General features: G+C 74.4%; 20 protein-coding genes. 13 read left to right on the forward strand and 7 right to left on the reverse strand.

Translation table 11 applies throughout. The features are described 5' to 3' along the window. Together ACGF0D_RS02995 and ACGF0D_RS03000 are read left to right on the forward strand one after the other, a co-directional pair. On the forward strand, positions 1-543 hold the full coding sequence (locus ACGF0D_RS02995) for a hypothetical protein (RefSeq protein ID WP_392913739.1): 543 nt from the start codon (positions 1-3) through the stop codon (positions 541-543). After that, a complete protein-coding gene (locus ACGF0D_RS03000) occupies positions 540-1,061 on the forward strand; it encodes a hypothetical protein (protein WP_392872370.1) in 522 nt (173 codons plus the stop codon). Before ACGF0D_RS02995 ends, ACGF0D_RS03000 begins: the two co-directional genes overlap by 4 nt. 163 nt (positions 1,062-1,224) lie before the next feature. Here the strand turns inward: ACGF0D_RS03000 and ACGF0D_RS03005 are convergent, their stop codons facing one another. Then, positions 1,225-2,235: a DUF2510 domain-containing protein gene (locus ACGF0D_RS03005; protein WP_392913740.1), complete on the reverse strand. Its 1,011-nt coding sequence runs from the start codon at positions 2,233-2,235 to the stop codon at positions 1,225-1,227. Positions 2,236-2,336: 101 nt separating this feature from the next. On the opposite strand from ACGF0D_RS03005, the gene ACGF0D_RS03010 reads away from it, so the two are divergent. The 8 genes from ACGF0D_RS03010 to ACGF0D_RS03045 all read left to right on the forward strand — a co-directional run bounded on the left by ACGF0D_RS03010 (position 2,337) and on the right by ACGF0D_RS03045 (position 9,167). Further along, a complete protein-coding gene (locus ACGF0D_RS03010) occupies positions 2,337-2,909 on the forward strand; it encodes a hypothetical protein (RefSeq protein WP_392913741.1) in 573 nt (190 codons plus the stop codon). 62 nt (positions 2,910-2,971) lie between these two features. Continuing rightward, positions 2,972-3,724 carry an HAD hydrolase family protein gene (locus ACGF0D_RS03015; RefSeq protein WP_392913742.1) on the forward strand — a complete coding sequence of 251 codons (753 nt, stop codon included), beginning with the start codon at positions 2,972-2,974 and terminating at the stop codon, positions 3,722-3,724. 253 nt (positions 3,725-3,977) lie between these two features. Next, positions 3,978-4,427, forward strand: a complete 450-nt coding sequence (locus ACGF0D_RS03020; protein ID WP_392913744.1) for a nuclear transport factor 2 family protein — start codon at positions 3,978-3,980, stop codon at positions 4,425-4,427. Between the two features lie 189 nt (positions 4,428-4,616). Beyond that, a complete protein-coding gene (locus ACGF0D_RS03025) occupies positions 4,617-5,507 on the forward strand; it encodes a phosphotransferase (RefSeq protein ID WP_392913926.1) in 891 nt (296 codons plus the stop codon). Between the two features lie 277 nt (positions 5,508-5,784). After that, the gene (locus ACGF0D_RS03030) at positions 5,785-6,066 is read left to right on the forward strand and encodes a hypothetical protein (RefSeq protein WP_392872355.1); all 282 of its coding nucleotides are present in this window, start codon (positions 5,785-5,787) and stop codon (positions 6,064-6,066) included. A gap of 102 nt (positions 6,067-6,168) precedes the next feature. Continuing rightward, on the forward strand, positions 6,169-7,512 hold the full coding sequence (locus tag ACGF0D_RS03035) for a cytochrome P450 (protein ID WP_392913745.1): 1,344 nt from the start codon (positions 6,169-6,171) through the stop codon (positions 7,510-7,512). Positions 7,513-7,610: 98 nt separating this feature from the next. Continuing rightward, positions 7,611-8,252, forward strand: coding sequence for a DUF1707 domain-containing protein (locus tag ACGF0D_RS03040; protein WP_392913746.1), 642 nt, complete (start codon positions 7,611-7,613; stop codon positions 8,250-8,252). A gap of 96 nt (positions 8,253-8,348) precedes the next feature. Continuing rightward, positions 8,349-9,167, forward strand: coding sequence for a serine hydrolase (locus ACGF0D_RS03045; RefSeq protein ID WP_392913748.1), 819 nt, complete (start codon positions 8,349-8,351; stop codon positions 9,165-9,167). Here the strand turns inward: ACGF0D_RS03045 and ACGF0D_RS03050 are convergent. Further along, positions 9,097-10,188, reverse strand: coding sequence for an aminotransferase class I/II-fold pyridoxal phosphate-dependent enzyme (locus ACGF0D_RS03050; RefSeq protein ID WP_392913749.1), 1,092 nt, complete (start codon positions 10,186-10,188; stop codon positions 9,097-9,099). The two genes, ACGF0D_RS03045 and ACGF0D_RS03050, sit on opposite strands and share 71 nt — an antisense overlap. Before the next feature lie 255 nt (positions 10,189-10,443). Here ACGF0D_RS03050 and ACGF0D_RS03055 point away from each other — a divergent pair, with 255 nt between their 5' ends. Further along, positions 10,444-11,652: a transferase gene (locus ACGF0D_RS03055; RefSeq protein WP_392913750.1), complete on the forward strand. Its 1,209-nt coding sequence runs from the start codon at positions 10,444-10,446 to the stop codon at positions 11,650-11,652. Positions 11,653-11,707: 55 nt separating this feature from the next. Here ACGF0D_RS03055 and ACGF0D_RS03060 read toward each other — a convergent pair whose 3' ends face one another. The 5 genes from ACGF0D_RS03060 to ACGF0D_RS03080 are packed head-to-tail and all read right to left on the reverse strand — an operon-like array spanning position 11,708 to position 17,418. After that, complete coding sequence (locus ACGF0D_RS03060; protein WP_392913751.1) at positions 11,708-12,841, reverse strand: FAD-dependent monooxygenase; 1,134 nt, start codon at positions 12,839-12,841, stop codon at positions 11,708-11,710. Positions 12,842-12,897: 56 nt separating this feature from the next. Continuing rightward, positions 12,898-13,497, reverse strand: coding sequence for an ATP/GTP-binding protein (locus ACGF0D_RS03065; protein WP_392872336.1), 600 nt, complete (start codon positions 13,495-13,497; stop codon positions 12,898-12,900). Between the two features lie 2 nt (positions 13,498-13,499). Beyond that, the gene (locus ACGF0D_RS03070; protein ID WP_392913753.1) at positions 13,500-14,066 is read right to left on the reverse strand and encodes a DUF742 domain-containing protein; all 567 of its coding nucleotides are present in this window, start codon (positions 14,064-14,066) and stop codon (positions 13,500-13,502) included. Between the two features lie 5 nt (positions 14,067-14,071). Next, positions 14,072-14,527: a roadblock/LC7 domain-containing protein gene (locus ACGF0D_RS03075; protein WP_392872331.1), complete on the reverse strand. Its 456-nt coding sequence runs from the start codon at positions 14,525-14,527 to the stop codon at positions 14,072-14,074. Next, positions 14,524-17,418 (reverse strand): nitrate- and nitrite sensing domain-containing protein, encoded by a 2,895-nt coding sequence (locus ACGF0D_RS03080; protein WP_392913754.1) that lies wholly within the window; start codon positions 17,416-17,418, stop codon positions 14,524-14,526. Before ACGF0D_RS03080 ends, ACGF0D_RS03075 begins: the two co-directional genes overlap by 4 nt. Before the next feature lie 533 nt (positions 17,419-17,951). Between ACGF0D_RS03080 and ACGF0D_RS03085 the strand changes: the two genes are divergently transcribed. Both ACGF0D_RS03085 and ACGF0D_RS03090 read left to right on the forward strand, forming a co-directional pair. Next, positions 17,952-18,494, forward strand: a complete 543-nt coding sequence (locus ACGF0D_RS03085; RefSeq protein WP_392872326.1) for a YbaK/EbsC family protein — start codon at positions 17,952-17,954, stop codon at positions 18,492-18,494. Between the two features lie 500 nt (positions 18,495-18,994). Then, on the forward strand, positions 18,995-20,911 hold the full coding sequence (locus ACGF0D_RS03090) for an ABC transporter ATP-binding protein (protein ID WP_392913755.1): 1,917 nt from the start codon (positions 18,995-18,997) through the stop codon (positions 20,909-20,911). Positions 20,912-20,985: the final 74 nt, after the last annotated feature.

Raw genomic sequence — 20,985 nt, forward strand, 5'->3', positions numbered from 1 at the left:
GTGGGGAACAGGCGCCGGGTGTTCGGCGGGGTGGCCGTCCTGGTCTGGGTCGGGACGCTGGTGCTGCACGCCGCCACCGGGATCGGCTGGTGGGTGGTCGCCCCGGCGGTGGCGGCGGCGGTGCTGGCCGCGTTGGCGCTGCCGGCGCCGGACCGACCGGGCGCGTGGGGGGCCAGACGCCGCAGAGACATGCGCGCCGCGCTGCCGAGCGGCCCCGTACCCGCGGGCAGGGCGTTCCCCGCGCCCGCGGGTCCGCCGGCGGGCCGAGCGCCGACTCCGGGCACGGGGACGGTCCTTCACGGCGACGTCGGCGTCGTCGTCGGAAGCGTCTTCACCTGGGCGGACGACGCGGTGGTCGCCGGGGACGGCTCCGGGGCCCGGTACCGGCCGCTGATCGACTACGCCGACGACCCGCTCACCCCCGTGGCCGCCGAGACCGTCACCGACGGCCTGGAGCGGCTCTTCCTCCGCCTCGGCCCGCCGCCCGGCGCCGCCCGCAACCCCGACCGAACCGCCCCCACGCCCCGAGGTGACGACCGGTGACCACCCCCGAGGAGGGCCGCACCCGCCGCCCGACGGCCCTGGAGATCGCCACCCAGTGGGCCCAACTCCCGCCCGAGCACCTGCGGGTGGCCCTGGAGCACCTCGAACTGGAACTCCAGCGCGAGCACGCCAGGGAGAGCGCCAGGGAACGCCACCAGGCGGCGCTGGAACGCGACCGGGCGGCGTCGGCCTCGGCGCTCGAGGCGGCCCGGATACGGGAGGAGCACGTCACCGAGCGCGCCCGGATCGCCGCCCAGGAGGGCAAGGAGCGGCGCGCCCACCAGCTCTATCTCGGCGGCCTGGTGGCGGGCTTCGTGCTCGCGGCCGGGATGCTCGTCGGCTCGGTGGTCGTCGGCCTGGCCGGCCGCCAGTGGCTGGCCGGCCTGCTCGCCGGGCCCAGCCTGATCGCCCTGCCGGTGGTCTTCGTCCTGCGCCGCAGCGACCGCCTCACCGCCCGCCCGCGGGTGCTCCCGATGCCCTCCACGCCGGAGCAACTCCCGGGCGACCAGCCCGCGTAGCCCGAGAGCGGCGTTCGTCTCGACGGGGGATGCGGCGGACACGGGGACCCGGGCGTGCTCCCCGGGCCGTACGCGTCGGAGCCGGTGCCCTTCGCGCCCGGCGGCTCCCGGAGCGTTCCCGCGGCCGTGGAGCCGACCGGCCGCCGGGCCCCGGAACGCGGCGTCAGGTGCCGGCGGTCGGGGCGTCGTCCTTCTTGACGCCCAGGAGGATCTGGTCCAGCACCGAGACGTCCGGGGCGGCCGGGTCGTCGTCCACGCCGCCGTCGAAGACCACGTAGCCGCCGCCCTTCGCGGGAAGGGCGGCCAGCAGGACGTACCCCTGGGTGCCGTCGGCGTTGGTGATGTGCCAGCGGGTGGCGTAGCCGGCCACGCCGGCCACGGCGAGGCTGCCGGAGCCGTAGTCGGTCTGCGAGGTCATCCCGCTGAAGATCTGCTTGGCGACGGCCGGCATGGCGGCGTCGGCGGCCGCCTTGGGGGTGTCGCCCTGGATGGTGTTCTTCTCCACCGAGAACCGGCCGCGGATGCAGGCCTTGCCGTTCGCACAGGTGTAGCGGCCGCTGCCGAGGTAGACCGACCACTGCGGGGTGTCCTTCGCCGCCACCTCCCAGCCCTCGAACACCGGGAGGGTGATCGAGTGCTGCTGGTCCGCGACGGTGGTCCTGAGGACCGGGGCGGGCTTGGGCGTGGACGGCTTCGGGGCGGGGGTGGGGGTCGGACTCGGGCTCGTCGTCGGCTCGGTGCTGCGGCTGACGGAGACGGTGGGGTCGGTGGTCGGGTCCGCCACCGGGTCACCGCCGTGGCTGAGCGCGAGCCCGGCGACGCCGCCGCCGACCGCCAGGACGGCCACCGCGACGGCGATGACCACGCCCGGCTTGACCCGCTGCGGGGCGGGGGCCACGGGCGGGTAGCCGGGGCCGGGGTGGCCGTGGTCCACGGCGAGGTACGGCTGCGGCTGCGCGGGGTAGGCCGGGTAGGCCTGGTGCGCCGGGTAGGGCTGCTGTGCCGGGTAGGCCGGGGGCCCGGAGTGCGCCTCCAGGCCCGGGTAGCCGTAGCTGCCGCCCTGGACCGGCCGGACGTCGTTGGTCCAGGCCGTGCCGTCCCACCAGCGCTCGTGGCCGGGGGCGCCGTCCGGACCGGGGACCGGGTACCACCCGGGAGGCGTCGCGTTGTTCACGGCCGTACGGTACCCGGCGGCGGGCCGCCCCTCGGTGGGAGGGGTGCCGCGCTCGTCGCACCCGACGGGCGGTGTCGGTGCCGAGGGTTACGGTGCCGACCATGACCGACTACGACTGGATCCACCGGGGCCCGATCGACTGGCTGCGCGGACGGCACCACGGCGAGGACGAGACCGTCCTGGTGTACTTCAGGGGCATCACCCCGGCCGCCGTGGCCGACGGGCTGATCGCCCAGCGCCGCCCGCCGTTCGCCCGGGGCGGGGACCCGGCGCCCGGCGACTGGGGCGTGATCGTGCACCCGTTGTTCGACCACGCCCGCGACGACTACGGCGTCGTCGACTACCGCGGGCTCTGCCCCGAGGGCGCCGAGTTGGCGGTGTTCGTGCCCAACCCCTGCATCGGCAAGGCCCACGGCCCGGAGGCGTACCACTTCCGGGACGGCCGGTTCTCCTTCTCCGTCAGCTACGAGAACACCCTGTTCACCGAGGAGTACCTGCCCGAGGGGCTGGTCTCCCTCGTCACGACGGCCGGGCTCGACCCCAGGGGCGAGTGCTCCGGGGCCCAGGACCGCGAACAGCGGCTCACCGCCCTGATCTGCGACCACCTGGGCCTGCCCGCGCTGGACCGGGCCGCCATGACGGTGGACCACGAGCTGATGGCCGACTACTGGTAGGAGCGCCCGGGCGGACGACGGGTGGTGGACCGGGCACGCACCCGCCTGGATAGCATCACCCGATGATCTGCTCCAACACCCGCACCATGGTCTTCGACATCGACGGCACGCTCTGCTTCGACGGGAGGACGATCGACAGCAGGATCCTCGCCGCCCTCGACGCCTGCGAGCAGGCCGGCCACCAGCTGGTCTTCGCCTCCGCCCGGCCGGTCCGCGACCTCCTGCCCGTCCTCGACGGGGCCTTCCCCACCGCCACGCTCATCGGCGGCAACGGCAGCCTGGTCTCCGTCGACGGCCAGGTGCGGGCGCGGAGCGCGTTCGAGGCCGACGAACTCGGCCGGCTGCTGGGCGAGGTGGAGCGGTTCCGGGCGGGCTACCTCGCCGACGGCCCCTGGGACTACGCCTACACCGGACCGGCCGACCACCCGATCTGCGGCCGGGTCGACCAGGGCGGCCTCGCCCGCCGGGTGGAGCTCGCCGAACTCCCCGCCGTGGTCAAGTTCCTGGTGGTCGAGGCGGCCGACCTCCCGGGCCTCGCCGAGGCCTGCCGCGCGCTCGGACTGAACGTCAACCACCACCTCGACGAGGCGATCATCGACTTCGCCCCGGGCGCCACCAACAAGTGGGAGGCGCTGACCTCGCTGGGGATCGACGCCTACGACGCCTTCGGCAACGACATCAACGACCTCGACCTGCTGCGCAACGCGCGGCACTCCGTCCGGGTCGGCACCCACCCGGGCCTGGACGGCGTCGCCCGCGTCACCGTCGCCGCCGAACCGGAGGCCGTCGCCGCGGAGATCTCCCGGCTGGCGTAGGGGTCGTCGGGTCGGGACGCCCGGCCGGTGACCGCCGGGCGCCCGGGCCGTCCGTCGCGTCGGCCGCCCGGCCGTGACGGCAAGGGGGAGCACCCCTGTCGGTACTGCGTTCACGGGGCTCACCTCCTCGGACGGTGTCACGGGCGACCGAAAGCCATCAGCCCGGGCACCGGCCCGCCGGTGATTTTCCGGCGCATGATCAAGATGTGCGAGGGTTGGGGGAGATGACACCGCGCGACCCCTGGGGGAGAGCATGCCCGCAGCTGCCGACCCGGTGCAGAGTCACCGGGCGATCGAGGCCCTGATCGCGCGCTACGCCGAACTCGTCGACGACGGTGACTTCGCGGGGCTCGGCGCCCTGCTCGCCGACGCCGTCTTCGTCGGCGGCGGGGAGCCGGTGAGCGGGAGCGAGGCGATCGAGGCGATGTTCCGCGGGATGATCGTCGTCCACGCCGACGGCACGCCGCGGACCCAGCACGTCATCACCAACGTGGTCGTCGAGGTCGACGAGCGCGCGGGGACGGCGGCCGCCCGCTCGTACGTCACCGTGCTGCAGGCACTGCCCGAGCTGCCGCTGCAGACCATCGCCGCCGGCCGGTACAACGACCGCTTCGCGCGTGGGGAGGACGGCCGGTGGCGGTTCGCGGAGCGGCGGGTGCGGATCACCCTGGTCGGCGACCTGAGCCGTCACATCCGACAGTAGGCAGTGGGCAGTCGGGCGGTCGGCGACAGGGCGCGCCGGCCCGGAGGAGGCCGGCCCGGACGAGGCGGCCGGGCCGGGGAGAGGCGGGCAGCGGTGCGGGACCTGTTGGCGGGTGCGGCGCGGGCCGCGCTGGGCGCCGGGCGGCGACTGGAGTCGGTCGAACGGCTGGCGGGCGGCAGCAAGAAGGGCGTGTACCGCCTGTTCATGGACGACGGGACGACGGCGATCGCCTACCGCTGGGCCGGCGCCGAGAACTACTGGCCGGCGGCCGAGGGGGACGACGACCTCGCCGACCCGTTCTCGCCCGGCCTCGGGCTCGACCTGTTCGAGGCCGCGCACGCACGGCTGGACGCGCTCGGTGTCCGGGTCCCGGCGCTCCGGTTCGTCCGGCGCGCCGGGGACCGGGACGTCGCCCCGGGCACGGGCGACCTCGCGATCGTCGAGGACGTCCCCGGCGAGAGCCTGGAGAAGCTGCTCGCCCGCGACCCGCGCGCCGCCGCCCCGGTGCTGGCCCGGCTCGGCGAGGCGCTGGACGCCATGCGTGGCCACCGGGCGCCCGGCTACGGGAAGGTGGCGGTCGTCGACGGAGGAGGAGCCTCGCACGGGCCGTCCTGCGAGGGCGTCGTGCTGGACCGCGCGCTGCGCGACCTCGCGGAGGCGGCGGCCCGCGACCCCCGGATCGCGGAAGCCCGGGACCGGTTCGCGGAACGGCTGCGGGCCCTGGCGGCGGCGGTGCGGCCCCGCGCCGAGTACAGCGTGGTGCACGGCGAACTCGGGCCCGACCACGTCCTGGTGGACGCCGAAGGCCGTCCGGTGCTGATCGACGTCGAGGGCACGATGTACTTCGACGCCGAGTGGGAGCACGTCTTCCTGCGGATCCGCCTTCCCGAGGCCGACTACCTGCCGCTGGCGGCGGACGGCCTGGACGAGGACCGGCTCGCCCTCTACGCGCCGGCGCAGCGCCTCTCGCTGACGGCGGGACCGCTACGCCTGCTCGACGGGGACTTCCCGGCCCGCGAGGCGATGGCCGGCATCGCCGAGCACAACCTGCGGCAGGCCCTGCACCTGCTGGACGGCTGACGGCTGACGGCTGACGGCCGACCGCTGACGGATCACGGCTGACGGCCGGGCCGGAGTCGCCCCCGGACCGGCCGTACGCGCCGAGCGGCGTCAGCCGGCGAGCTGGGCCCGGAACCGGAGAGGCGCACCCCGGGCAGGTGTGACCCTCCCGGGGCCGGGCGCTGTCGTCGCTTCGGGGGATTGTGGCCGGTGTTCTGACATGGACAGGGCGGCCGGGGAATCCATGGCCCGGAAGGGTGCCGTCACCGGTTGCGCGCCCTCGGAAGGGAGAACAGTCATGCGTCGTCGGATCGCAGCGGTCGGGATGCCGGCCGCCGCCGGAGTGCTCGCGCTCGCCGTGCCCGCCCAGGCGGCCACGGGGGTGCTGGTGGTGAACGGGGTGGCCCACCAGAACCCGGCGCGGGGGTGTTACCCGACCCTGTCGCCGGTCGTCGTCCAGAACCTCACGGACTCGACGGTCGACGTGTACTCCGCGGCGAACTGCCAGGGAGCACTGACACGCGAGATCGCCGCCGGGATGTCCGCGGCGACGGTCGGGTTCAGTTACTTCGTCAACTGACGCACTTCGTCAACTGACGCCGGGGCAGGCCCGAGGGGTGGGAAGTCGGCCCGGCCGACTGCCCACTCCGTCGCGCTTCCCACGCTGCGACGAGGAGGTCCGATGGAGATCCCCGGTCCCGAGCCCAGCGCGGACGACGGCGCGGGCGCCATCGCGCGGGCGGGCGGACTGCACACCTACCAGCTGTGGCTGCACGCCGAGTACGGCCCCGTCGTACGGTTCCGACTGCCCGGCGCCGAGACCGCCGTGTCGATCGCCGACCCGGTGCTGCTGGAGGCGGTCGTCCACCTCGACGAGCGGCCGCGGCGGCTGTTCTCCTTCCTCGACCCGCTGTTCGAGGCGGACAACCTCCAGGTGCTCCCGGCCGCCGAGCACGGCCCGTGGCGCCGGCTGCTGCTCACCGTCCTGGCCGGACGGCCCTCGCACGAACGGCACTTCGAGCTCTTCACGGCCCTGGCCGCCGAACTCGCCGACCGCTGGGCCGCCTTGCCCGCCGGCCGGCCCGTCGAGCTCCAGCGGGAACTCACCAGGACCTCCCTGCGGATGATCTGCGGCTACGCCCTGGGCGGCGAGGTCGAGGACCCGGACGGCGTGGTCGAGGCCTTCGAGGCGGTTCTCGCCGACCAGTTGGAGCGCCTCTACCGGGCGCCCGCCGGGCAGGACCGGGAGCGGCGCGCCGAGCGCGCCACGCGGGCGCTCGCCCTCCTGCGCGAGACGGTCGACCGGGTGGTCGCGGCGCACCGCGCCGGCGAAGGGGGCGGTCCCGGCGACCGCGGCGACCTGATCGCCGCCCTCGTCGAGGCCGGCGAGAGCCCCGCGAGGATCCGCGACACCGTCCTGACGGTGATGCTGGCCGCCCACCACACCACCGGCGTCGCCGTCTCCTGGACCCTGCACCTGCTCGCCGCCCACCCGGAGGCGGCCGCGCGCGTCACCGAGGAGCTCGACCGCGTCCTCGGCGAGCGCCCGGTGCCCGACCACGCCGACCTGCCCCGGCTGCCGTACCTCGGGATGGTGCTGCGCGAGTCGCTGCGCCGCTACCCGCCCGGCCCGTACGGTGCCCGGCTGACCGCCGAGCCGCTGGCCGTCGGCGAGTACCTGGTCCCCGCCGGGGCGGTGGTCCTCCTCCCGATCCTGGCCGTCCACCTGAACCCCGCGTACTGGCCCGAGCCCGAGCGGTTCCGGCCCGAACGCTTCACCCCCGAGGAGTCGGCCGGGCGTCCCCGGCTGGCCTGGATCCCGTTCGGCCTGGGCCCGCGCGGCTGCGAGGGGGCGGGCCTGGCCACCCTGGAGGCCCGGGTGCTGCTGGCCGTGCTGCTCAAGCGGCTCCGCTTCCGGCCCGAACCGGGCCACCGGGTGGTCCCGGTCGAGCGGTTCGTCCTCTGGGCCGCCGACGACATCCGCATGCTGGTGAGCCCGCGGGCCGCCCGCGGCACGCCCCGCTGAGCGGGCCTGGCGAGAAGCCCTATCGCGATATATCGTGAGTTCTCGTTCGCGCCGCTGCCCAACGCGCGAAGACCATCGTCGAGTTCGGGACGGGAACCATGCCGGGAGAGATCGTGCCCGCCGGGACGCAGGCCGGCCGAGGCCAGCAGTCCGCGATGCGGGCCTCGCACGCCGACCGGGACCGGGTGGCCGAGCTGCTGCGGGTCGCGGCGGGTGACGGCCGGCTGACCCCGGACGAGTTGGACGAGCGCCTGGAGGTCGCGCTGTCGGCCCGGACGCTCGGCGAACTGGCCGGGCTCACCGCCGACTTGCCGGCCGTGTCGGTCTCCGCCGACGGGGTGGTGGCGGAGGTCAAGGACGTCCTGCGGATCGACCAGCGGTGGAGCCGGGTCCGGCGGGAGGGCCGCTGGGTGGTGCCGCGCCGGCTGGAGCTCTCCGTGGAGTGGTGCGACGTGACCCTCGACTTCACCCAGGCGGTGATCACCCAGGACACCCTGCGGATCGACCTGGAGATGGAGGGCAAGACCCTGACGCTGATCACCCGGCCGGGCATCGTGGTCGATTCCGACGGCCTGGCACTGGAGTTCAGCAGGGTGAGGAACCGCCGGGCGCCGGACTCCGGTGTGCCGACCACCCTGCGCGTGGAGCTGGTCGGCACCAAACGCCACGGCCGCGTCGTCGTGCGGCAGTCGCGCGGGACCGCCGGCCGGTGGCTGCCGCGGAGGAACGCGAACGGGTGAACGCGTTCGCGTCCGCGGCGCCGCACGGGAGCGCCGGGTTCGTGTCGTGTGCCGCAACCGTCGAGGTCCGGCCCTGACCTCCCCTACCCTTCCTCCATGCTCTCTGTGGTGGTGGCCCCCTGGGCGGAACGAGCGGAGCCGGTGTTCGTCCACAACCCGGACGAACTTCACGACGCCGCCAGCACGATGAAGGTCGCGGTGCTCGCGGCGCTCTGCCGCGGCGGGGCGAACCTCGACGCCGAGGTGCCGGTGGTGAACCGCTTTGAGTCCGTCGTGGGCGGCGAGTTCGGCAACGACCCGGACTGGGACAGCGATCCGCTGCCCTGGGAACTGCTCGGCACCCACGTGCCGCTGCGCCTGCTCGCCGAGCGGATGATCACCCACTCCTCCAACCTGGCCACCAACATCTGCCTGGCCCGCACCACCCAGCAGGCCGTCACCGAGGTGTGGCGCCGCGCCGGAGCCACGCACAGCTCCACCCCGCGCGGCATCGAGGACTACGCGGCGCGCGCCCAGGGCGTGCACAACCGGGTGAGCGCCCACGACCTGGTGCGGCTGCTGCGCTCGCTCGCCGGGGAGCCCGAACTCCTCGCCCTCCTCGAGTACAACGAGTTCCGGGTGGACCTGGCCGCCGGCCTGCCCTCCAACACCCGGATCGCCTTCAAGAACGGCTGGTTCCCGGGCGTCCGGCTCAGCGTCGGCCGGGTCCAGCCGGCCGACTGCCCGCCCTACCTGATCGCCGTCTGCTACACCGGCCGGCTCGCCGACGGCACCGACCGCACCGACCCGGCGGCCCGGCTGCTCGCCCGGATCTCCAAGGCGGTGTGGGACCGCCGGGACCAGATCAGCCGGCCGGCGCCGCCGGTCCGCCCGGAGCCGTCAGCCCGTCCAACGCCGCCTCGTTCAGCAGGTTGATCCGTACGAACCCCTCGTGGCCGGTGAGTTCGAAGTGCCGCTCGTCGAGCGCGAGCAGCCGGGCGGCCGGGGCGGCGACCCGGGCGAACAGGAAGTACCCGGTGTCCACCGGCGCGCGGTCCCGCAGCGCGCCGCTGCGGAGGAGCCGCCGGTGGTTGGCCCGGATGTGTTCCACCAGCCGCCGGTTGCCCTCCCCGTCGAGCATCAGGTCGGCGGCGCGGTGGGCGAACAGGCGGTCGGCGACCGTGACGTCCCCGTGCAGGTTGACGTGGAGGTCGGCGAGCGGCTCGCGCAGCCGCTCGGGGACGAGCAGGTGGGCGCAGCGGTAGCCGTGGATGGACAGGTACTTGGTGGGGCACACCAGCCGCACCGTGAGGTCGGCCGGCAGGGCGGCGCTCTCCTCGCGGCGGCTGCCGTCCCAGCGCAGGTACTGGAAGGTGCCGTCCACGAACACCAGTGACCCGGTGGCCCGTTGCCACTCGCCGATCCGCTCGATCACCCCGGCCGGGACCGGCTGCCCGGCGTACCAGAGCGGATCGGTGAGCAGGAGCACCGTCCGCTCCTCGGGCAACTCCGGTGCGAAGCCCTCCTGTCGGGCGTGCAGTTCGCTCACTCGGACCGGCTCGATGCCGAACTTCCGGAAGAAGTAGGCGAACTTGTAGTAGACGGGCGGCAGGTAGTGGACGCGCCGCACGCCGCTCAGCTGCAGCCAGGTGCAGAAGGTGCCGAGCAGGCTGCTGGCGCCGCCCGCCGGGATCACCTGCTCCGGCCCGTACTCCACCTCGTCGTACGCGCTGTGCAGCCGGGCGATCTTGGCCCGCAGGGCGCGGTCCTCGTCGATCGCCGAGTAGCGGGTGACGTCGCCGAGCAGGTACGGCGGGGTGTGGGCGAGCGGGCCGAGGTAGTCGGCGACGAACGGGTGCCCGCCGTTGTAGTCGGAGACGAACAGCCGCTCGCCCGGGTGCTGCCGTTCGCGCTCCACGGCCTCGTGCAGGTCGAGCATGCGGAACAGGGACGGCACCGGACCTCCAGGGCGTCGACTGGCCGGGTCGGCCGCCAGCCTGTACCGCGACCCGGCGCGGGCACAAGACCGCCCGCCCGGGGCGTGCGCCGGGAAACCGGTACCGGTCGCACACGCATGACGGTCCGCCGGTTGCGGTATCGCATGGAAGGGTCCTGCTCAACGGGCTGCTCCACCGGCTGCTCACCGGGTTGGTCGAGGCGCTGCGCGCAGGACCGCTCGAAGGGCTGCGCGAAGGCTAGGGGGTGGATCGACGTGTCGTCCCGGCTCCGCGTGGTCGCCCGGTCGATCACGGCGGTCGCGGTCACCGCGGCCTATGCGGCGCTGTACCTGCTGGTCAACGTGGGCATGGGCGAGCAGGTGCGCGGGAGCAGGGTGGGGGCGTGGTGCTGTGGGGCGGTCGCCCTGGCGCTGCTCGGGCCCGCCCTGTGGCTGCGCCACCGCCGCCGGTCCGGGGTCGCCGAGATCGTCGCGCTGGTCAACCGGTACGGCACGCCGCAGCCGCGCCGGCGGCGCGCCGTCCGGATCGCCCAGGCCGCCGGCTGCGTGCTGTCCGGGGGCGGAGCCCTCGCCGTCGCGGCGTCGGAGCGGAGCGAGGGACTCCCGCCGAGGGTGTCGCTCCTGCTGCTGGTCGGCGGTGCGGCGGCCGCGGGGGCCGGACTCGTGGTCCTGCGCCGCACCCGCCCGTACGCGGCTCGCGGGGCCGCCCAGGCGCTGCTGCGGGACGGCCGCAGACCCGTGCTCTACCTGCGCAGCTTCGACGACGAGGCCGCCGCCAGGGAGGACGCCCGGACGGCGGCGGGCCTGCGCACCCGGGAGGTGCAGTTCGCCGCCGCGCTGGGCGCCGTGGGCCCGGTGATCGCGGTGGGACGGCCGGGCGAGACCCTGCCGCTCCTGGGCGCCGCCCGGTTCTACCTGCCGCTCGACGACTGGCAGGGCACCGTGCGGCGGCTGATGGACCTGTCCCAGCTGATCGTCCTGCGCCTCGGGCCGGGGGAGGGGCTGCGCTGGGAGATCGGGGAGGCCAGGGCCACGCAGCCGCCGGCGAAGCTGATCCTGCTGGCTCCGCGCGGCCTGCCGGAGCTGGCCGGGGAGTTGAACGAGAGCCTGCCCACCCCGCTGCTGCCCAGGGAGCTGGTCGCCGGCGGGCACTGGATCGGAGCCGTCATCACCTTCGACGGCCAGTGGACCCCGCGGGTTTTCCCGGTGAAGGAGCGCCGGGGCCCGGCGGCGTGGCGGTGGATGGCCCGGTCGGGCATCTCCTCCCCGCCGACGCCCACGGTGCACCTGGCGCACACCATCCACACCGCCCTGACGGCCGACGGGAGGCGGCAGCGGGCGATGGCCTGGCGGGCTCAACTCGCCACGAGAAAGGCGGACCTGGTGGTCGCGGGGCTGGCCCTCGCGCTGGTCCCGCCGGGGTGGCTCGGGTACCGGATCCTGCAGTTGGCCGGCCGCTGGTGAGCCCGGCGGCGCGCCGCAGCGCCCCGCCGGGCCCGGAGCCCGGAGCCCCGAGGCGTCAGTACGGCTGCACCAGGACGTGCGCCGCGCCGGGGATGCCGACCTTCAGCAGCTCGTCCTCCTCCGGCGTGGTCGGGGTGCCCGTCTCCTGCTTGAGGACGGCCCGCGACAGGGCCTGGACCCACATCGCGCGCGGGCGGCGGCGCTCCTCCCAGGCGGCGAGGGCGGCCGGGACGGAGTCGGCCCCGTCCAGGCTCAGGGCGAGGACGAGGGCGTCCTCGACGGCCATCGCGGCGCCCTGGGCGAGGTGCGGGGTGGAGGCGTGGGCGGCGTCGCCGGCCAGCACGATCCGGCCGACGTGCCAGGGCTCCTCGACGGTGACCTGGGAGATCCGCGAGTAGACCACGGCGGCCGGGTCGGTGACCTGCGCCAGCGCCCCGGCGATCGGGCCGCCGAAGCCGGCCAGCCGCTCGCGCAGCTGCTCGTGGGCGCGCTCCGGGTCCGGGCGGAAGTCCTCGGCCTCGGCGAAGACCGAGCCCAGGTACATCCGCTCCGCGCTGATCGGGGTGAGCAGCGCCTTCGCCCTCAGGTTGCCGGAGGACATCACCACGCCCCGAACCTCGGGCAAACGCGGCAGCGTGACCCGCCAGTTGGCGAAGCCGGTGTACTCGGGGAGGTACTTCTCGCCGTACAGCCGGCGGCGCAGCGGCGAGCCGATGCCGTCGAAGCCGACGACCAGGTCGTAGCGGCCGGCGTGCCCGTCGGTGAGGGTGACCTCGACGCCGTCGGCGTCCTCGGCCAGGGTGTCGATGGTGGTGCCGAAGCGGACGGTGACGCCCGCCTTCGCGGCGGCGTCGGCGAGGACGCGGGCCAGCGCGGGGCGCGGTATGCCGTTGTTGGAGGGGGCGTCGCCCATCCGGGGCTGCGGGATCTTCGCGAGGGTGGCGCCGGCCGGGTCGCAGATGGTCAGCATCTCCCACTCGAAGCCGACGGCCAGGCAGTCCTCCAGGACGCCGATCTCGCGCATCACGTGCAGGGCGTTGGACGGCTGGATGATGCCGACGCCGAGGGCCTCCAACTGCTCGCGCAGCTCGGCGACGTCGACCTGGTGGCCGCGCTGGGCGAGGGCGGTGGCGAGGGTGAGGCCGCCGATGCCGCCGCCGTGGACGAGGACGCGCAGGGGTCTGGTCATGAGGGTTGCTCCGTAGGGAAGTTCACGGGAGGTCCGGCCGGGGGAGAGGGGACGGCTCAGCCGGCGGGCGTGGCGGCGAGGTCCATCAGGTGGTCGACCAGGGCGAGCAGCAGGTCCCGCCCGAAGGCGCGTTCGCGCACGTCCCCGAGCAGCATCGGCACCTGCGGGTCGAGGTCGAGCGCGGCCCGGATCTCGTCGGGGGTTCGGGTGTTGGTGTTGTGGAAGCAGTTGATCGCGACCACGAACGGGATGCCCCGGCTCTCGAAGAAGTCGATGGAGGCGAAGCTGGTCTCCAGCCGGCGGGTGTCGGCGATGACGATCCCGCCGAGGGCGCCGTTGACCAGGTCGTTCCACATGAACCAGAAGCGTTCCTGGCCGGGCGTGCCGAACAGGTAGACGACCAGCTCGGGGCTGATCGTGATCCGGCCGAAGTCGAGCGCGACGGTGGTGGTGGTCTTCTGGTCGATGCCGGCCAGGTCGTCGATGCCGACGCTGGCCCGGGTCAGGTACTCCTCGGTGCGCAGCGGGGTGACCTCGCTGACCGAGCCGACCAGGGTGGTCTTGCCCACGCCGAAGCCGCCCGCGATCAGGATCTTGACGGCCGCCGGGGCGACCGGGGCGGCGGGGGAGCCGACGGCGGAGTGCGGTGTTGCCATGTTCAGAGTCTCCGGAGTCCTTCGCGTACGGCCGTGAGCAGGCCGAGGTCCACGCCCCCGGCGGCCCGGGCCACCGAGAGCGGCGCCCGGGCCTTCAGCAGGCCCTGGGCGACCAGGTCGCCCAGCAGGATCTTGGTGACCGAGACCGGGAGGTCCAGGTCCGCCGACACCTCGGCGACGGCGATCGGGTGCCGGCAGAGGTCGAGGATCAGCCGGTGCTCGGGCTGCAGGCCGCGAGCGCCGGCGCGGTTGCCCCGCGCCAGGGCCGCTTCGGCCTTCTCCTCGACCGTGGTGAGCACGGTGATGAGGGTGAGGTCGTCCCGCTCGGGTGCGGTCCGGCCGCGGGTGATCGTGTACGGGCGCACCATGCTGCCCGACTCGTCCTCCGCTTCCTCCTCCAGCTCGCTCCAGTGCGGCACCGCGCCGCGCCGCCAGCGGTCGTCCCGGGCCTCCCGGGGCTCCCGGTCCTCCCGGTCGGACCGCGGGTCGGAGGTGGGGCCGGACTGCGGGCCGGCCTGCCGGCCGCCGTCGCGGCCGTCCCCCCAGGCGTCGTTCCCGTACGGTTCCACCCGGGTCAGCCCCGGGTCCGGGCGGCGAAGGCGTCGAAGGAGGCGGGGGCGGCGGGGGCACCGTCGTGGCGGACCGGGGTGGTGAGCTTCTGGCCGACCTGCTGCACCAGGGTGTGCATCGCGACGGACATCACCTCGGCGTCCACCTCCTGGGAGGCGACCACGGCCAGGTGGGTGCCCTGGGCCGCGGCGATGACGAACAGCCAGCACTCGGCGAGCTCGACGATCACCTGGTGCACCGGGCCGCCGTCGAACAGCGCCCCGACCCCGCGGGCCAGGCTCTGCTGGCCGGTGGCGACGGCGGCCAGGCGCTCGGCGTCGGCCCGCTCGATGGTGCGGGAGTGGCTGACCACGAGACCGTCGTCGGAGAGCAGGACGGCGTTCCTGGTCCCGGGCACCGAGTCGACGAGTCCGTCCAGCAGCCAGTCCAGGTCCTGGTGGGTGGCGATCGTGCGGTTCATGACTGCTCATCCGTTCGTGTGGTTCGGGAGTCCGCGGCCGCAGGGGCCCAAGGGGACGGGGTGGGGGAGGGGGCCGGCGGGGCGGCGGGCAGCGGGTGCTCGCCGCTGTCCTGGGCCCGGGCGGCGCGGGACTGGCGCTGGAAGGCGCCGATCGCCGCACCCGAGCGCCGCACCGGGCAGTCGGTGCGCTGGAACGGGCCCGCGGGCGTGGCGTCCTCGGCGGACCGCTCGACCCACTGCGGCTCGTCCGGCGGGGGCACCCGCAGCTCGGCCGCCAGGCTGGCCTGCCGGACGCGCTGCGGCAGCGGGGGCTGGCCGCCCTCGGCCGGGCTGAACGGCACCGAGGTCTGGTACTCGCGATGCTGCCGCCGCTCGGCCAGCCGGTAGTGGTCGGCCGGGCGGTACTGCTCGTCGGCGTACGGGGCCTCGGCCTCGGTGACCTGTGCGTAGGCGATGTCGGGGTAGGCCGGGGCGTCCTGGACGGGCGCCGGGTCGGCCGGGGAGCTGTGCTCGATCGGCTGCTCCGGCTGGAAGGACGGCTGAGCGGCCGGGACGGGCTGCTCCACCCCGTAGGACGGCTGCGGGGCGTGGGAAGGTTCAGCGCCGTACGACGGTTCGGGCGCGTACGACTGCTCCGGGCCGAAGGACTGCCCGGCCGGGTACGCCGGGTGGGGCTGCTGCGCCTGGTAGGGCTGCTCCGCGGGGTACGGCTGCGCCGCCTGGTAGGGCTGCTCCGTCGGGAACGGCGCCGACGGCACCGGAACGTCCTGGAGCGTGGTCTCCGGCCCCTCGCCCACCCCGGCGTCCGCCGAGGGCAGCCGCAGCGGCACCCGCACCGGCAGGGGCATCGGGGCCGGCTCCGGCTGAGGCAGTGGCACCGGAGCGGCCTGCGGGGCGAAGTCGCCCTGCGCGAAGGAGTCCACCGGCGCGACCGGCGGACCGGTCGGCACCGGGGCCGGCGCCTCGTCGGAGGCCGAGCGCACGGCCCGGCGCGAGCGGCGCACCAGCGGGATCGGCTCGGTGGCGGTGCCGCCGGCGCCGTCCGGCAGCCCGGTGTCGCCCTCGATGACCAGCTCGTCCGGGATGAGGACGACCGCCCGGGTACCGCCGAACGCGGACGGGCGGAACTCGACCCTCAGCCCGTGCAGGGAGGCCAGCCGGGCGACCACGTGGAAGCCGAGGCGGATGTCGTCGGCCCGGGCCAGCACGTCGGTGCGCGGCGGGCGGCTCATCAGCTCGTTGGCCGCGTCGTACTGCTCCGGGTCCATGCCGAGGCCCCGGTCCTCGATCTCGATCGCCAGCCCGCGGCCGACCACGGCGGCGCGCACCTCGACCGGCGTGGGCGGCTTGGAGAAGGTGGTGGCGTTCTCCATCAGCTCGGCGAGCACGTGTGCCACCGGGCCGACGGCCCGTTCGGAGAGCCACGGGTGGCCCTCGATGTCGATCGAGATCCGGCGGTAGTCCTGGACCTCGCCCTGCGCGGCGCGCAGCACGTCCAGCAGCGGGACGGGCTTGCGCCAGCGCCGCTGCGGCTGGCCGCCGGCCATGATGACGAGGTTCTCCTCGTAGCGGCGCAGGCGGGCGGTGAGGTGGTCGAGGTCGAAGAGGCCCTCCAGGACCTCCGGGTCGTCGTGCTTGCGCTCCAGCTCGTCCAGCTTGCGCAGCTGGCGGCCGATCAGCAGCTGGGTGCGGCGGGCGATGCGCTGGAGCAGCCGCTCGAAGCCGCGGTGCTGCTCGGCCTGGCCGACGGCGGCCTCCAGGGCGGCGGAGCGGGCCAGGTTGAGCGCCTGGCCGAGCCGGGCCAGCTCGTCGGTGCCGCTGCCGTGCGGGCCGTCGGTGACGGCGCGGCTCTCGGCCTCGACGTCCACCTGCTCGCCGCGGCCGAGGCGGTCGACCACCTCGGGCAGGGTGCTGCGCATCTCCTCGGCCTGGGTGTGCAGGTCCTTGATGCGGCGGCGCAGCGAGCGGCTGAGCCGCCAGGAGGCGATGACGACCGCGACGACCGTGATCAGGCCGATGACGGTGGTCAGCACGACCCGGGTGAGCATGCCGATGATGGCGCCCTTGGCGACCTCGATGACGCCGTTGGTACGGTCCTCGATGGCCTTGACCAGCGGCGGGTTGAGCCCGTCGAGGGCCTGGCGCCACTGGTCCTGGGTCGCCGGGAGCTTGACGGTGCCGGCGGCGTCGGCGGCGGTGGGCTTGAGCAGCGCCTGTTCGACGGCGGCCTTGGCCTGCCAGGACGGGCTGTTGACCAGCTCGTGCCAGGCCGGCGCCTCGGTGTCCGGGATGTACGGCAGGACCTGGACGTTGAGCAGGTGGTCCTGGGAACCGATCAGCTGCTGGACCTGCTGGTAGTCGGTGGCGGACAGCCGCCCGGTGGGCCAGCCGCGGGCCAGGATGGCGTCCTCGCGGGAGAGCATCTCCTTGGCCCAGAAGGAGTTGACCAGGGTCTTGGACAGCCAGGTGACCTCGCCGGTGTCGACCCGGCTGAGCGCGGTGAACAGCCGCAGGTCGACGCTGATCAGGTCGGTGTAGTAGGCGTAGACGCTCTGCTGGTCGGTGGTGGCGCGGTCGACGGCGGCACGCTGCTCGGCCAGCTTGCCCATGGCCTGGCGGGCCTCGACGACGGCGGTGCGGATCTCTTCGGGGGCGTTGTCGGCGGTGGCCCCGGAGAGGGTCTGGAACTGCCGCACGGCGTCGTCGGTCAGCCGGCGCTGGTGGCGCAGCTGGTCGGCGTTGGAGCCGGGACGGGCGAGTGCCTCGGCGCTGAGCCGCCGCTCCTCCTGGAGGTTGTAGTACACGATGTTGGACGGCTGGCCGGCCTTCTGCGCGATGGTGGCCTGGTCGGCCAGTCGCTGGAAGTCGGCGATGGTCTCACCGCTGGTCACGGCCCAGAGGGCGACCAGGGCGATGCTGGGGATGACGGCCAGGACGAGCAGCGCCGTCCGCAGGGACAGGCGTGGACGCCTGCGGGGGCCCTTCGGCGTCGGGGGCCGCCGATTCGCACGCGCGCGCAGAGCTGACTCCTTGGGGCTGGCGGCCGGCCGGTGAGGGGCGGGCCGTCCGGGGCACGGGTTTTTGACGAAGCGATATTAGTCATACCGTGTGATTAGAGTGAAAGTCCGTTCGCCGCCTGGGCCGGGCTTGCGCACGCGGTGGGCACAATGTCATTCAACCGTTGACGGTATGTATGCGGAGCAGGCGGCTCCCGACTCGCTTGATGCAGTGTCAATGAGACGCGCGGCCGGTGGATGGCCGGGGTGTGAAAACTGTGTGACGCCTCGCCGGGAAGAGTTCGGCCGGGCCCGTCGGCGCGGCGTCGAACGCGCGGCGAGGTCCTCCTCGATGCCCCCCACGGGTGTGCGAGCGGTGCCGGACGGCGCCGTCGGACGCCGCCCGGTGCGGACGGCATGATGGGCCGATGACCTCCATCCTCCCCGCACGCAGTCAGGCCGTCGCCGAGGCCCTGGCGGCGGCCGGCGTCCCCGGCGAGATCCGTGTCCTGCCCGACTCCGCCCGCACCGCCGCCGAGGCCGCCGCCGCGCTCGGCTGCGACGTCGGCGCCATCGCGAACAGTCTGGTGTTCATCTGTGATGGCGCGCCATTGCTGGTGATGACCAGCGGTGCCCACCGGGTGGACACCGTTTACCTGGCCCGCCAGTTGGGCACCGGCCCGATCGAGCGCGCCACCGCCGCCCAGGTCCGCGAGGCCACCGGCCAGGCCATCGGCGGAGTCGCGCCGACCGGCCACCCGGCACGGCTGCGCACCGTGGTCGACACGGCGCTCGAAGGCCACGAGGTGCTCTGGGCGGCCGCGGGACACCCGCACACCGTCGTGCCGATGACCTTTCGGCAGTTGCTGAACGTGACGGGCGGGGCGCCGGCCCCGGTGGTGGCCGAACAATCGTCCGGTCCGATCGACTCAGAAGCTGCGCATACGCTCAGTGGGCGGATACTGGAGTAGTGGGACGAACCGACCGGGCGTCGCCGAGAGGCCACCGGAACGGTCCGACCACCGGCAACGGCCTCCAGTTCTCGCAACCCCGCCGTCGGTGCGGGTCGCGGGTGCGTAAGGAGCGCCGACGCGACGAGAGAGAGAAGCCGTGATGAGTTACTTCGGTCGTCGAGGAGACAGGGACGGCGGTTACGGCGGCGGTTTCGGCGGCGGTTACGGCCGTGGTTTCGGCCGAGGCCGTGACTTTGACCGTGGTCGTCGTTTTGACCGTCGTGGTTACCGCCGTCGTTTCGGTTTCGACTGGTGGTGACGGTGGCTTCGGCCAGGACTGCACCCGATAGTCCCGACTAGCACCATCACAGGGGTCGGCGGTGCGACCGCCGGCCCCTCAACCTGGGGCGACGCCGCCTCCGCGCGGAGGATGACGGGTCCCCAGCCCGGAACGACGGGTCCACGCCCCGGAACGTCGTTTCCGGATCCCGGAACGACGTCTCCGAGAGCAACGGGTCATGTCCATGCGCGATGTGACGCCCCCGGGTGACCGGGTGGCCTCCAAGGTCTCCAAGATCTCCAAGATCTCCAAGGCCTCCAAGACATCGAAGGCCTTCAAGGCCGACGACCACGGACCGGTGGCGGAATCGCCGGTCATCCCGCTGCGGGTGCTGGTCCGCCGGTTCTGGCCGTGGGTGCGTCCCGACGCGCGCTGGCTTCCGGTGAGCGCGGCCCTGCTCGTCCTCGGCGCCTTCGGCGAGATCGTCTCGGTCTGGTTGTTCAAGGACCTCATCGACAACGTCCTCGTCCCACGGAACTTCGCCGAATTCTGGCCGCTCGCCGCCCTCATGCTCGCGGCGTCCATCGCCGCCGGGGTGCTCACCTTCGCCGGCAGCTACGCCAGCACCTGGATCGCCGAGCGCTACATGCTGCGGCTGCGCACCGACACCCTCGCCCACCTGCACACCCTGCCCCCCGACACCCTGGAGACCCGCTGGCGCGGCGACGTGGTGGCGCGGCTCACCTTCGACATCGCCGAGATCGAGCGGATGGTGGCCACCGGGCTGGTCGATGGCGCCGTCGCCTTCGTCAGCCTGCTGCTGTTCACCGGCGCCGCCTTCTACCTGAGCTGGCCGCTCACCGTGGCCGCGCTGCTGGCCGCCCCGCTGTTCGTCCTGTCCAGCACGCTGTTCGGGCGCGTCATCCGGCGTCGGGAGCGGCGGGTCCAGCGCCGCGCGGGCGGGGTCACCGCGCTACTGGAGGAATCCCTGCGCAACGCCACCGTGACCCGGACCTGTGGCCAGGAGAGCCGCGAGGTCGAACGGGTCCACCGGGAGGGCCGGGCCCTGCTCGACGCAGAACTCGCCGCCGCCCGGGTCTCCGGCCTCTACCAGCCCTTCCTCGGGGTGCTGCAGCTGCTGGCCGGGCTGGCCGTGGTGGGCGTCGGCGCGCTGCAGGTCATCCGCGGGAACCTCAGCCTGGGCGGTCTGCTCGCCTTCGCCGCCTTCATGGCCCAGCTGTTCGAGCCCGTCCAGCAGCTCGCCGCCCTCATTCCACTGGCCGGCGCGGCCTGCGCCTCGGGCGAACGCGTCCTGGAGCTGCACGACCTCCGCAGCCCGGTGCAGGAGCGCCCCACGGCCCGGGACACCGGCCCGGTCCAGGGCCGGATCACCCTCGAGGGCGTCCGCGCCGCCTACCCCGGCGCCACCGGCGTCCCCGGACCGCCGGTCCTCGCCGACCTGGACCTCGACCTGCTCCCCGGGGAGACCCTGGCCGTCGTCGGGCCCAGTGGCAGTGGCAAGTCGACCCTCGCCAAGCTCCTGGTCCGCTTCCTCGACCCGCAGGCCGGCACCGTCCGCCTCGACGGGCAGGACCTGCGCGACCTCACCCTCGCCTCACTGCGCCAAGCGGTCACGCTGCTGCCGCAGGAGGCCCCGCTGTTCCACGCGAGCATCGCCGACAACATCGTGTACGGCCGTCCGGACGCCCCGCCCGCCGACATCGAACGCGCCGCCCGCATCGCCGGGGCCCACGGGTTCGTCACAGCGCTCCCGGAGGGCTACCGCACGGTGATCGGCGCCGACGGCTTCCAGCTCTCCGGTGGGCAGAGCCGGCGCGTCGCCATCGCCCGGGCCTTCCTGCGCGACACGCCCGTGGTGATCCTGGACGAACCCACCAGCGGCCTGGACCCGCACACCATCGAGCAGCTCGTCCCCGCGCTGAGCCGTCTGATGGCCGGGCGCACCACCCTCCTGATCACCCACGACCGGGCCCTGCTGCCGCTGGCGAACCGCGTGCTCACCCTCGGTGCACGGGAGGCCACCCGCTGGGACGCCGGGCCGGGCGGCGCCCCCGGCGGCGGTCCGGCCGGCCGGCCGGTCGCTCACCCGAATGGCTCAACCCGGAGCCGTGCGCCGCAGGAGCCCAGAGCCTGAGCCCGGGCCCGGGCTCTGACCCGGGCCGTGGGCTCCGGGCTGTGCGCCTTCGCGCCCGAGCGCCGAGCCCCTGG

Origin of the sequence: Kitasatospora sp. NPDC048298, from assembly GCF_043201465.1 — a bacterium.
In the GTDB taxonomy this organism is placed as follows: domain Bacteria; phylum Actinomycetota; class Actinomycetes; order Streptomycetales; family Streptomycetaceae; genus Kitasatospora.

What these genes read in the sequence shown, in the direction of transcription:
- ACGF0D_RS03010 (WP_392913741.1), top strand. Translation starts at nt 2,337, where the DNA reads ATGACCGACTACGACTGGATCCACCGGGGCCCGATCGACTGGCTGCGC.
- ACGF0D_RS03015 (WP_392913742.1), top strand. Translation starts at nt 2,972, where the DNA reads ATGATCTGCTCCAACACCCGCACCATGGTCTTCGACATCGACGGCACG.
- ACGF0D_RS03020 (WP_392913744.1), top strand. Translation starts at nt 3,978, where the DNA reads ATGCCCGCAGCTGCCGACCCGGTGCAGAGTCACCGGGCGATCGAGGCC.
- ACGF0D_RS03030 (WP_392872355.1), top strand. Translation starts at nt 5,785, where the DNA reads ATGCGTCGTCGGATCGCAGCGGTCGGGATGCCGGCCGCCGCCGGAGTG.
- ACGF0D_RS03035 (WP_392913745.1), top strand. Translation starts at nt 6,169, where the DNA reads ATGGAGATCCCCGGTCCCGAGCCCAGCGCGGACGACGGCGCGGGCGCC.
- ACGF0D_RS03040 (WP_392913746.1), top strand. Translation starts at nt 7,611, where the DNA reads ATGCCGGGAGAGATCGTGCCCGCCGGGACGCAGGCCGGCCGAGGCCAG.
- ACGF0D_RS03045 (WP_392913748.1), top strand. Translation starts at nt 8,349, where the DNA reads ATGCTCTCTGTGGTGGTGGCCCCCTGGGCGGAACGAGCGGAGCCGGTG.
- ACGF0D_RS03060 (WP_392913751.1), bottom strand. Translation starts at nt 12,841, where the DNA reads ATGACCAGACCCCTGCGCGTCCTCGTCCACGGCGGCGGCATCGGCGGC.
- ACGF0D_RS03065 (WP_392872336.1), bottom strand. Translation starts at nt 13,497, where the DNA reads ATGGCAACACCGCACTCCGCCGTCGGCTCCCCCGCCGCCCCGGTCGCC.
- ACGF0D_RS03075 (WP_392872331.1), bottom strand. Translation starts at nt 14,527, where the DNA reads ATGAACCGCACGATCGCCACCCACCAGGACCTGGACTGGCTGCTGGAC.
- ACGF0D_RS03085 (WP_392872326.1), top strand. Translation starts at nt 17,952, where the DNA reads ATGACCTCCATCCTCCCCGCACGCAGTCAGGCCGTCGCCGAGGCCCTG.
- ACGF0D_RS03090 (WP_392913755.1), top strand. Translation starts at nt 18,995, where the DNA reads ATGTCCATGCGCGATGTGACGCCCCCGGGTGACCGGGTGGCCTCCAAG.